The 12,013-nt window shown below is 36.8% G+C and carries 8 protein-coding genes; 5 read left to right on the top strand and 3 right to left on the bottom strand.

Translation table 11 applies throughout. From position 1 onward, the window contains the following. Nucleotides 1-6: 6 nt before the first annotated feature. Complete coding sequence (locus PWU04_RS07230) at nucleotides 7-1,194, top strand: pyridoxal phosphate-dependent aminotransferase (protein ID WP_274475304.1); 1,188 nt, start codon at nucleotides 7-9, stop codon at nucleotides 1,192-1,194. A 333-nt stretch (nucleotides 1,195-1,527) separates the two neighbouring features. After that, nucleotides 1,528-4,206 carry a T9SS type B sorting domain-containing protein gene (locus PWU04_RS07225; RefSeq protein WP_274475303.1) on the top strand — a complete coding sequence of 893 codons (2,679 nt, stop codon included), beginning with the start codon at nucleotides 1,528-1,530 and terminating at the stop codon, nucleotides 4,204-4,206. Between the two features lie 40 nt (nucleotides 4,207-4,246). Here the strand turns inward: PWU04_RS07225 and PWU04_RS07220 are convergent, their stop codons facing one another. Both PWU04_RS07220 and trkA read right to left on the bottom strand, forming a co-directional pair. After that, nucleotides 4,247-5,740, bottom strand: a complete 1,494-nt coding sequence (locus PWU04_RS07220) for a TrkH family potassium uptake protein (protein ID WP_274475302.1) — start codon at nucleotides 5,738-5,740, stop codon at nucleotides 4,247-4,249. A gap of 3 nt (nucleotides 5,741-5,743) precedes the next feature. Further along, nucleotides 5,744-7,093, bottom strand: a complete 1,350-nt coding sequence (trkA, locus tag PWU04_RS07215; protein ID WP_274475301.1) for a Trk system potassium transporter TrkA — start codon at nucleotides 7,091-7,093, stop codon at nucleotides 5,744-5,746. 135 nt (nucleotides 7,094-7,228) lie between these two features. Between trkA and ubiE the strand changes: the two genes are divergently transcribed. Both ubiE and porT read left to right on the top strand, forming a co-directional pair. Continuing rightward, nucleotides 7,229-7,960, top strand: coding sequence for a bifunctional demethylmenaquinone methyltransferase/2-methoxy-6-polyprenyl-1,4-benzoquinol methylase UbiE (gene ubiE / locus PWU04_RS07210; protein ID WP_274475300.1), 732 nt, complete (start codon nucleotides 7,229-7,231; stop codon nucleotides 7,958-7,960). Nucleotides 7,961-7,962: 2 nt separating this feature from the next. After that, nucleotides 7,963-8,679: a type IX secretion/gliding motility protein PorT/SprT gene (gene porT, locus PWU04_RS07205; protein WP_274475299.1), complete on the top strand. Its 717-nt coding sequence runs from the start codon at nucleotides 7,963-7,965 to the stop codon at nucleotides 8,677-8,679. Here the strand turns inward: porT and PWU04_RS07200 are convergent. Next, the gene (locus PWU04_RS07200; RefSeq protein WP_274475298.1) at nucleotides 8,666-9,397 is read right to left on the bottom strand and encodes an RNA methyltransferase; all 732 of its coding nucleotides are present in this window, start codon (nucleotides 9,395-9,397) and stop codon (nucleotides 8,666-8,668) included. The genes porT and PWU04_RS07200 overlap by 14 nt on opposite strands. Before the next feature lie 71 nt (nucleotides 9,398-9,468). Between PWU04_RS07200 and tamL the strand changes: the two genes are divergently transcribed. Continuing rightward, entirely contained in the window at nucleotides 9,469-11,961 is a 2,493-nt protein-coding gene (tamL, locus tag PWU04_RS07195) for a translocation and assembly module lipoprotein TamL (RefSeq protein WP_274475297.1), read from the top strand. Nucleotides 11,962-12,013: the final 52 nt, after the last annotated feature.

Below are 12,013 nucleotides of genomic sequence, written 5' to 3'. Positions count from 1 at the left end.
AAGTTAATGAAACAACTATCAGATCGAATTAATAGTCTGTCTACCTCACAAACTTTGGCGATGGCTGCCAAAGCAAGAGAACTTAAAGCTGAAGGAAAAGACATTATTGGATTAAGTTTGGGCGAACCAGACTTCAATACTCCAGATTTCATAAAAGATGCTGCCATTCAGGCAATAAATGATAACTTCAACTCCTACACTCCTGTTGACGGATATGTAGAACTCAAAGAAGCCATCATCAAAAAATTTAAGCGCGATAATGGTTTAGATTACACTTTACCTCAAATTGTAGTGTCTACAGGTGCTAAACAATCGCTTGCTAATGCCGCTTTGGTAATGCTAAACAAAGGAGACGAAGTCATCCTACCTTGTCCATATTGGGTAAGCTATGCAGAAATCGTTAAGTTAGCCGAAGGTGTACCCGTAGAAGTGCAAACTTCAATTGAAAACGATTTTAAAATGACTGCTGAGCAACTTGAAGCTGCCATTACACCAAAAACAAAAATGCTTTGGTTTAGCTCACCTTGTAACCCTAGCGGTTCTGTATACAACAAAGAAGAATTAAGAGCTCTAGCCGATGTACTAGTAAAGTACCCGGATATTTATATAGTTTCCGATGAAATTTATGAGCACATAAACTTTGTTGGTAAACATGAAAGCATTGCCCAGTTTGAAGACATGTACAACCGTACCATTACAGTTAATGGGGTATCTAAAGCTTTTGCTATGACTGGATGGCGTATTGGTTATATAGGAGCTCCCGATTGGATTGCCCGAGCTTGTAATAAAATTCAAGGGCAAATAACAAGCGGAACCAACTGTATTGCACAACGCGCTGTTATTACGGCTTTAAACGAATCGCCTGATCGTGTTAAATACATGATCGATGAATTCAAAGAACGTAGAGACCTTATTTTAAACCTTCTTAACGGTATTGAAGGCTTTATTTGTAATAAGCCCGAAGGTGCTTTTTATGTATTCCCTAATGTATCGTACTTCTTTGGAAAAACGATTAACGGTATAACCATAAACAACGCTTCAGACTTATCAATGTACTTATTGGAAGAGGCGAATGTAGCTACCGTTACTGGTGAAGCCTTTGGAAACCCTAATTGTTTGAGAATATCTTATGCTGCTTCACAAGATCAAATTAAAGAAGCCATGAGACGCATCAAAGAGGCACTTAGCAAGTAAAAAGTGAAAATAATCATAAATAAAAAAGCCATCTCTTTTTGAGATGGCTTTTTTATTTAAAGATTTAATGTAGATAAAATTGATTTTGAAAACTACAGCATATTTATAAGTCCAGAACTATTCTTACAATGTTACATGTAATCAATAAAGAATTTCTTAATCTAACCCTAACCTAATCCAGCTGACTTTATCCATTAAGACAGTATAAATTCCAAATAGCATATCGGTACTTTTCTACTAGAAAAAGCGTTTATCCCACAAAACCTTCTATCTTTATCTCCTGATTCCTCAAATCATTCCACTATATGACTTTCCTGTTTTTATATCTTAAAGATGTTAAAACACATATTACATAGTTTCTTATTATTTTCCTTAACATGTATTTCGCAAAACGAAACTAATAATTGGTATTTTGGAAATTATGCTAGTTTGAACTTTGCCAATCACACCGTCACCCCCCAGCACGATAGTAACATGGACACTCCAGAAGGGTGCTCGTCAATTTCAGACCACAATGGCAACTTACTATTTTACACCAACGGACAAACGGTTTGGAGTTGGAATCATGAAATTATGGAAAACGGCGAAGAGCTAGCTGGTGATCCAAATCATACTCAATCTTGTATTATTGTCCCTAAACCTAATCATGAAGGCGTTTACTATGTGTTCACAACAAGGGTAACCCCTTCTGGCGAATTTAATTCTGGTGTGTACTATTCGGTTGTTGAATTTTCCTCTTCAAACTCATTGGGTGAAGTAACCTCCAAAAACAATTACCTTACCCAATCATCTTCAGAAAAAATCTCTGCAATCCATCATACAGAGACAAACTCAATTAAAGTCATGTTCTTTGCAGGTTTAAACAACCTTGAAACCACACCTATTAATTCTTTTTTCATTTGTAAAGTAGATGAAAATGGTTTGTACATTGAAACAATAACTGCAACCCAACAAGTAAACTTCTCCCCTAAAGGGAGCTTAAAAATTTCACCGAACGGCAAATATATTGCAGTTGTTGACTATGGTGTCGCTCCACAGCATTATGTTCATTTATATCATTTAGACCTAAATGAAAACTCAATAAGTCATGCCACCACCATCTTTGCAGGCCAGGGCTTTCATGGGCGCAATCCATATGGCGTTGAATTTTCACAGGATTCAAAAATTCTGTATTATACATCAAATACGAGCTCAACCAGTTATCTCTTTAAATTTTCGATGGATGATATTCCTGAAGAAAATGAGGTTCCAAGTCCAACCCTGGTCAAGGAAACTGCTCAATTAAGATATGCTTCATTACAGCTGGCTAGAAATGGTAAAATATATGTTTCAACCTCATCACCCAATAAAATTGGGGTAATTAATAACCCAGAGACTCCGGATGCTGATTGTGGTTTTGAAGAGTTAAGTATAGATCTTAGCCCCGAAGGCCCCAGAAAGGGACTTCCTAACTTTGTTACTTCCTTTTTACGGAACAGAATCATAACAAGAAATGATTGTGTTTCTTCCCCAATAAACTTTATCGTAGACACCTATGCTCCAATCGAATCCATTTTTTGGGATTTTGGAGATGGAACAACAGATACATCAATGACACCTTCCCACCTATATTCAGAACCTGGTCATTATGTCGTCGAAGCCACAATATCTATAAACAATCATTTAACAACGCTTTATGAATCTCTGGAAGTTTACCCTATCCCAGATCTTCAACCTGGAGAATTCCTTTCTCAATGCGATTTGGATAATGATGAAGTCTCATACTTTAACCTTAATAATATTGAAGATAAACTAACGAACCCAGTGTCATCCGAATATAATTTTGATTTTTACACCTCTTATGATGACCTTGTAAATCAAACAAATGAAATAAGCAACCCTGGGCAGTATTTAAACTTAAGCAATCCGCAAGAGATTTTTGTTAGCATTACAAGTGCAGAGAACTGCACTTCGTCTAGTAGTTTTTTTATACAAGCTGTATATACCGACCTAGGAGATATATCACCCATGTATTCCTGTGAGAATTCTGATGATAATAATGGAAACGATGAAGCTCTTTTCAATTTAATTGAGAAAGGCAGTGCTATTCGTGATGAATTTGACATTCCAGAATCATATGACCTTACTTACTACCAATCATTCATTGATGCTCAAACCACATCAAATCCAATATCCCTTTTTTTCGAATCTTCATCCACAACTATTTGGGTAAGAGTTTCAAACAATGAATTTGATTGCTTTGCGATAGAACCAATAGAGCTTATTGTTAACCCTGAAATGTTTCTGGATTTACAAGACTCCTACACTATATGCGACCCTAGCCTTCAGCCTCCTATAGTATTAGATGGAGGCTCAACAAACGACTATTGGGAATGGAGTGATTCTTCAGGAAACATCCTTTCAAACCAACGCTTCTTTGAAGTCAATCAAACCGGAACTTTTACAATAACAGTTTATACTTATGAAAACAACATTGAATGTAGCTTAACCAAAACATTTACCATAGACAGTGTATCACCACCTTCATTTGTTGGAGTAAGCAGTGACAACAACCAAATATCGGTTACTGTTAGTGGAAATAGCGTTTATGAATTTTCCCTTGACGGCAATAATTACGAGGGACAAGGCAGCAGCTACACATTTAACGATGTAGACCCTGGGCTTTATACAGTATATGTTAGGGATTTAAACAACTGCGAGCCTACTATCACAACTGAGGTGTCTTTAATAAAATACCCTAAAATACTCTCGCCAAATGGTGACAACTACAATGATTATTGGCATATACAGGGTCTATCTGAGGAATTATACCTATGGGTAGACATCGGCATATACGACAGATATGGAAAAGTTTTATTCATCATGGATCTAGACTCGAACAATAATATTGGTTGGAATGGGATCTATAATGGAAAAAAGCTAAACGCTACCGACTACTGGTTCAAAGCTATCCTAATGGACAAGAACAATAAAAGACACGAAAAAACAGGACATTTTAGCTTAGTTCGCTAAAAGACTTTTTTGATATGTTTGTTAAACGAATCAATTATCATTAACGCTTCCTCCAGAAGAAAGGTGTTAAAAGAATCAAAACCGTAAACAACTCCAAACGACCGATAAGCATAAGGAAACTGCACCACCATTTACCTAGACTATGCAATTGCCCATAATTATCAACTGGCCCAAAATTACCCAATGCTGGACCTATATTACCAAGACTTGAGGCCGCCAAACCTACAGCCGACATAAAATCGATGCCTAGCATAGAAAAGACCAAAGAGCCTACAATAAAGGCCAACATATACAGAATAAAAAAAGCTTGGATATTAAATACAATCTTACCTCGAATAGCTCGAGAATTATACCTAACAGGCAAAATCGCATTGGGATGAAGCGTCCGCTTGAACTCTAAAAACCCATTTTTTATAAGCATTAAATGGCGAACCACTTTGATACCTCCAGACGTACTTCCTGCAGAACCTCCCAAAAACATCAACCCAAAAAAGAATACCATTAAAAAAGGAGTCCATACAGTATAATCTGCAGAAATAAACCCTGTGGTAGTAATAACCGTAAGCACTTGAAAAAGGGCATGCCTGAAAGCACTTTCACCTCTACCCCATACCATTGGATGATGAATTGATGATGTACTAACATCGGCCTTAAAATAGATAATAAGTGCTGCAATTATGGTGAAAATTGCTACAAATCTAAAATACAACTTAAACTCCTCATCCTTAATAACTTTTTGCACCCTACCCTTAAAGGCAAAGTAACTCAAAACAAAATTGGAGCCTGCCAAGAACATAAAGAAAATAATGATATATTGTATGATTGGCTCATGGTTCCAATGGGCTAAACTTGCATTCTTTGTTGAGAAGCCTCCAGTTGACAAGGTAGATAACGCATGATTAATGGCATCAAAAAAAGACATTCCTGCCAGTTTCAGCAACAAAGTCTCTGCCGCTGTATACCCTACATAAATTAACCACAAACGCTTAGCTGTGTCGGTAATTCTCGGATGCAGCTTATCGGCATTAGGTCCTGGTGCCTCGGCAGCAAATAACTGCATGCCCCCAATCCCTAACAAAGGAAGTATCGCAATTGCCAGAACAATAATACCCATTCCACCAATCCAGTGCGTCAAGCTACGCCAAAAAAGCACACCTTCTGGCATCACTTCAATATCATTTATAATGGTTGCTCCAGTAGTTGTATACCCCGACATAGTTTCAAAAAAGGCATTGGTAAAACTGGGTATTGCATCGGTAAAAACATAGGGCAAGGTTCCAGACAAAGCCATAATAATCCAACCAAAGGTCACCACCAAATAACCGTCCCTTTTATTAAGTTCTTTGTGGTAATCCTTTGTCAGATACATACTAATGGCACCGATTACAATAGTCATCAAACCTGCCATAGTAATCTCCAAAGTAACCCCATCTTGATAAATCAAACTTATAAGTGCAGAGAGCAGCATAAAGCCGCCGTTAAACACCAATAAAAGTCCAAAAAAGTGGAATATAATCTTAGTGTTAAGCTTCATCTTTTAAAGGAATAATTTCTCAACTTGCTTTATAGAACGTGGCAAACAACACACCACTACTCGGTCGCCTTCCTGAATTCTAAAATCTCCTAAAGCGATAAAGCCTTCATCGTTGCGGATTACCCCTCCGATAATAGCCGACCTAGGAAAATCAACATTTTTAATAAGCTTGTTACAGATATTAGAAGAGGCCTTCACCATAAACTCCAAAAGCTCTGCATTCATGTTGTTTAATTGGGTCATGGCTACCACTTCCCCCTTTCTAACATGCCTAAAAATATTGTTAGCCGCCAAAAGCTTCTTATTGATAAGGGTATCTATACCTATGGATTGAGAAAGCTCAAAATAGTCCATATTCTCAACTAGAGCAATTGTTTTAGGAACACCTTTTGATTTTGCCACCAAACATGACATTATATTAGTTTCCGAATTACCGGTAACAGCAATAAAAGCATCCATATCCCTAATGTTTTCTTCTTCCAAAAGATCTACATTACGTCCGTCCCCATGAATAACAAGCACATCCTCCAACTCATCTGCCAAATCAAAAGCTCTGTCCTTGTTACTCTCAATTAATTTTACGTTATAACTACTTTTGCTTAAATCACGAGACGACTTATAACCAATTTTACTGCCTCCCAAAATCATAACGTGTTTTATCTCGGCATTAATCTTCCCTGTAAGTTTACAAAGCTCTTCTCCTCCACCCTCACTTGTAATGAAAAACACACTGTCGCCCTCTCTAAACTCGGTATCACCTCTGGGGATAATAGTATATTGTGTTCCAAATCTTTGAATGGCTATAGGAACAAAATGAATTTCAGGAAAAATCTGAGCAGCCTCTTTAACGGTTTTTCCTACAAAGGAAGCCGTTCTGGAAAGGTTTAACCCAACCATAGTAAGAGCTCCGTCTTCAAATTCATAGCTGTCGGTAAAAGCAGATTGGTCCAACAACAATTCTATTTCGGAAGCCGCTAACGATTCCGGAGAAATCAATTCATCAATGCCAAAACCAGTAAAACCAACTTGCTCCTTATGGTGGATAAACTCTGTATTGGATATGCGGGCAATAGTTCGCTTAGCCCCCAATTGTTTAGCGAGTACACATACAGTAATGTTCGTAGTCTCGGAAGAGGTTACCGCTATTAACAAATCACTGTTTTCAACGCGCCCCTCCTTTAAGATTGATATAGATGTAGCATCCCCCTTAATCACCTTAATATCCAAATGATTTTCGGCATATGTCAAACTTTCTTTATCGGTATCAATCAATGTGATTTCCTGGGATTCATAAGACAATAATTTTGCAAGATGAAATCCCACTTCACCAGCACCAGCAATAATTATTTTCATGGATGTTTTATCATAAAAAGAGTAACAAATATACTCCAAAAATAAACTTTGCCTACTGATTTATACCATATAATTATTTGTTTTCAAGTTTCTTAATCCTCTGGCAATAGCGTATATTTGCCAAAAAATTAAGCATTGAGCAAGATAACCCCATATAAGGACAGCGATTTAGGCAAAAAAGAACAGGTAACCAAAATGTTCGACACCATCTCTTCAGACTACGATGGTCTAAACCGTGTCATCTCATTTGGCATAGATATTAAATGGCGTAATAAAGTGGTCGCACTGGTAGAACAAACCAAACCAAAAACCATTCTTGATATTGCGACTGGAACAGGTGATTTGGCCATAACTCTGGCAGAATCAACTCAAGCTGAAAAAATTACAGGTCTTGATATTAGCCCTGGAATGCTTAATGTGGGAAAAGAAAAAGTAAAAAAGAAAGGCCTTGAGAATCGTATTGAAATGGTATTGGGTGATTCTGAAGATATGCCGTTTGAAGACAATACTTTCGACGCCATAACAGTTGCCTTTGGGGTGCGTAATTTCGAAAACCTTGAAAAAGGATTAACTGAAATCCTTAGAATCCTTAAACCAGGAGGCATTTTTTCAATTTTAGAAACTTCCGTTCCAACCAAAACACCTTTTAAACAAGGATACGGTATATATACTAAATACATACTGCCAACTATTGGGCGTATGTTCTCAAAAGATAGAGACGCTTACAACTACCTTAGTGAATCAGCCAATGTTTTTCCTTATGGTGAGGAACTAAACAATATTTTACGTAAAATTGGGTTTATAAATGTTGAAGATAGGCCGCAGACCTTTGGTGTTGCAACTATTTACACATCATCTAAATCGTAATTATGAAACACTACATCATTGCTTTTATAACCTTTCTTTTGGTTTCCCATTCGGCGTCTGCCCAATTGTTTAGCAAAGAACGTGTTCAAAACAACCAAAACTTCGACAAAAAGTTCCTAAGCTGGGGATACTACCTTGGTTTTAATAGTTATGATTTTAACTTTGACTACAATGCAGACAAACCAGACATACTCGTAACCAAAACCTTGGGGTTTAATGTAGGTCTAATTGGCGACATGCGCCTTAATGATTATATCGACTTTCGCATTGAACCTGGACTTTGCATTACTACCAGAACTTTAAATTACGACCCTTCGTATTTTGATGGAATGGATTTCAATGATTCAGACTTAGAACGAGAAGTTAAATCTACTTATATACATCTCCCCTTTTTGGTGAAATTCTCTACTAAGCGATTAAACAACTTCAAACCATTTGTGGTTGGAGGTGTTTCTACTGCTATTAACTTGTCTAGTAACGAAAAGAACCCTGAAGACAATTTCAATGGACAATTCCGTACTGTGAAAAACATGTACTTCTATGAAATAGGATTTGGTATAGATTTTTACTTATACTACTTCAAATTCACGCCTTCCATTAGAGGAATCTTTGCTTTTAACAACGAAATTGTTCAAGATAGCCAAGCTAACAGCCCTTGGACAAGTAATGTGGAAAGCATGAAAACACGTGGTGTTTTCATCAATTTTACATTTCAATAGAGCGCCGTTTAAACTCGCTTAACAAAATGGCTGTTGCCGTAGCTACATTTAAACTCTCTGTGGCTTGTAATTGTCCAAACCTGGGAATAGTCAACTTGCTTGTTACTGTTTCTTCAACACCCTCAGAAATACCATTGGCTTCATTTCCCATAACAAGCACTCCTTTTCTGGGCAAAGACTGTCCATAAACATTATCACCTTCCATAAATGCACCAAAAACAGGCACATTCACATCCTTAAGAAAACTTTCGAGATCCAAATAAGAAATGTTCACCCTCGCTATAGACCCCATTGTAGCCTGTATTACCTTAGGATTATAACAATCTACTGTAGCCTTACTACAAATCAAATCCTTTATTCCAAACCAATCGCAGAGTCTTATAATTGTCCCTAAATTACCGGGATCCCTAACATCGTCAAGAGCCACTACCAACTCACTTAAATCTACCCCTTTTAATGTTGGAATCTTAAAAACTGCTAATGCTTGATTGGGAGTTGTGAGAAAACTGATTTTCTTGAGCTCAGCCTCACTTATCAATGTTTCCTTTTGTTCATCATAATTAAGATGCTTAACTGAATAGATATGAACAAGTTCCAATGAGGATTCTAGCAACTCTTCAATTACCTTAACTCCTTCAGCCACAAACAGTCCTTCCTGCTGTCTGTACTTTTTTTGTTTTAGCCGAACGATATGTTTTATTTGATTTTTTGATAACATTCAAAAAATGTATTTTTGATTTGAATAATAGGCCGTATTTGAAAAATCAGCTCTCAAAAATAGTATTATTTATGATAATTACAGGACTTTACACGTCCTGTAATTCTGTAAAAAGGGTTAGCAATGATCAAGAATTGCTAACTAAAAACACGCTTTACGTAAACAATACCGTTAACAAAAAGGACAGTGTTAATAATATTATTATACAACATCCCAACAAAACCCTACTTGGAATACCAATAAAACTTCATGTATATAATTCGGCAAGACCTAACATTGATTCCATACTTAAAGAAAGGATGGAACACAACCCTAAACATTTAAAGCGTACAGAGGCTTTTTTGTCAAAAAAACAACACCAACGGCTAATTCAATCGAAAATAAAGTTCAATCAATGGCTGAAAGAAAAAGGTGAGGCTCCAGTTATTATTGATGATAACAAAGCTGAAAAATCGGCCAACCGCCTCAAAGCATTTTTTTTCAACAACGGATGGTTCGATGCTCAAGTAGAATATTCAATAGACTCTGTTGCACATAAAAAGGCTAACGTAATATACAATGTAAACACGGGAGCAGCTTACAAGCTAGATACCATTTCAACCCAGATTAAAAGCCCCATTATCGACTCATTATATCAAAAAACAATAAAGAAATCCCTCATAAAATCTGGAGAACAATATCGTTCAACCAATTTTGAAAAAGAACGTGAAAGGTTAACCACTTCTTTTAGAAATAACGGTGTATTTCATTTCAGTCAGGAATACATACGCTTTAGTGTAGATACCATTGGTAAAACAAAAAAGGCCAATGTCGAAATTAGAATTCAGGATCGCACGATAAAAACACTGGACTCAACGTCTCATGTCGACTTTAAAATTTATACCGTAAAAGAAGTTAACATTTACCCAGACTTCTCACATGAAAATCGCAACGCAACCATTAGAGATACGATTAATTATGATGGTTACAATATATATACCGTAGATAAATTAAAATACAAACCCAAAGCTATAACCAATGCTGTTTTCATTAGTCCTGGTAAAATATTCCGGGATATTGATCGCACAAGAACATATCGCCATTTAAGTGAGTTAAAAACATTCAAATACCCAAACATTGAATACATTGAAAACACAGATGTCACACTTACGGTTAATATTTACCTAAGTCCGCTGGAAAAATTCAACTTAAACTTAACCTCAGAGGTCTCTCAAAGCAACATTCAAGCTTTGGGTATTTCATTTAGTCCAAGTGTATTGTCAAGGAATGTTTTTAAAGGGGCAGAAACTTTACAACTATCGCTTTACGGATCTATTGGTGCATCCAAAGACACCAAAAGTGATGAAGATCCTTTTTTTGACATACGCGAACTCGGTGCCGATTTATCCTTAAACATTCCTCGTCTTTTATTCCCTGTAAAAACAGACAAGCTTATACCTAAATACATGCTTCCCTCCACTAGAATAAGTATGGGGGTAACCAGCCAGACCAATGTTGGTCTTGACAAACAAACCATCACCGGGACTTTCAATTATAAATGGCAACCTTCTAGACGAATCACCAATCGACTGGATTTATTTAACATCCAGTATGTTAGAAACCTTAACCCTGATAATTATTTTAATGTTTATCAAAGCTCCTATCAATCCTTGAACAATGTTGCAAAGGACATTGGATATATCGGGCCTGATGAAAATCTTGGTATTCCCAACGGAACAAACCAGTTTATAAATACTGTTTTAAGCGATAACCCTCCACCGGGCATGACTGAAGATCAAATAGAAACGGTTAACGACATTGACGAACGAGAACAACGCCTTACCGAAAATAACCTTATCGTATCATCAAGTTTTACCTACTTTAAAGATAGTCGTAGAAGTTTTTTTGACGAGAACTTTTACAATCTGCGACTTAAGCTGGAACTAGCAGGGAATTTGTTATCCTCTGGTTTTAAATTACTGAATGAGCAAAAAAACGAAAATGGCAAATACGAATTATTGAATGTTCCTTTCTCACAATATGTTAAAACCGAACTGGACTACATTAAACACTGGGATCTCGGCGGTAAACGTGTACTTGCTTTTCGTTCCTTTTTTGGGATTGCCATACCCTACGGAAACTCAGATAACATTCCTTTTTCAAAGAGTTTCTTTGCTGGAGGGACAAACGACAATAGAGCTTGGACAGCCTATAGCCTTGGCCCCGGTAGAACCCGTTCGTATAACGACTTTAATGAAGCCAACTTAAAAATTGCGTTCAATCTTGAGACACGATTTAATCTGCTTGGAGACCTCAACGGTGCTTTTTTTGTTGATGCTGGCAATATTTGGAATGTCCTCGACAACATTACAGACGAAGCCTCTACATTTACCAGTTTAAAATCATTGGAAGATATTGCATTGGGATCTGGCTTTGGACTCCGATACGACTTTGGGTTTGTTGTATTCCGCTTTGATATCGGTTTTAAAACCTACGATCCTACCTACCCTATAAACGATCGCTGGTTTAATGATTATAACTTTGGAAGTGCGGTTTATAATATCGGTATCAATTACCCTTTCTAAGCCGTATTATTTTCTTATTTTTGTTCTCCTAAACAACCTAATAAAGAAAAAC

This window comes from Mangrovimonas aestuarii, assembly GCF_028767185.1.
Taxonomy (GTDB): Bacteria; Bacteroidota; Bacteroidia; order Flavobacteriales; family Flavobacteriaceae; genus Mangrovimonas_B; species Mangrovimonas_B aestuarii.
The sequence above is the reverse complement of the archived record's forward strand: the minus strand, read 5'-3'. Positions and strand labels throughout refer to the sequence as shown.

What these genes read in the sequence shown, in the direction of transcription:
- PWU04_RS07230 (WP_274475304.1), top strand. Translation starts at nt 7, where the DNA reads ATGAAACAACTATCAGATCGAATTAATAGTCTGTCTACCTCACAAACT.
- PWU04_RS07225 (WP_274475303.1), top strand. Translation starts at nt 1,528, where the DNA reads ATGTTAAAACACATATTACATAGTTTCTTATTATTTTCCTTAACATGT.
- PWU04_RS07220 (WP_274475302.1), bottom strand. Translation starts at nt 5,740, where the DNA reads ATGAAGCTTAACACTAAGATTATATTCCACTTTTTTGGACTTTTATTG.
- trkA (WP_274475301.1), bottom strand. Translation starts at nt 7,093, where the DNA reads ATGAAAATAATTATTGCTGGTGCTGGTGAAGTGGGATTTCATCTTGCA.
- porT (WP_274475299.1), top strand. Translation starts at nt 7,963, where the DNA reads ATGAAACACTACATCATTGCTTTTATAACCTTTCTTTTGGTTTCCCAT.
- PWU04_RS07200 (WP_274475298.1), bottom strand. Translation starts at nt 9,397, where the DNA reads ATGTTATCAAAAAATCAAATAAAACATATCGTTCGGCTAAAACAAAAA.
- tamL (WP_274475297.1), top strand. Translation starts at nt 9,469, where the DNA reads ATGATAATTACAGGACTTTACACGTCCTGTAATTCTGTAAAAAGGGTT.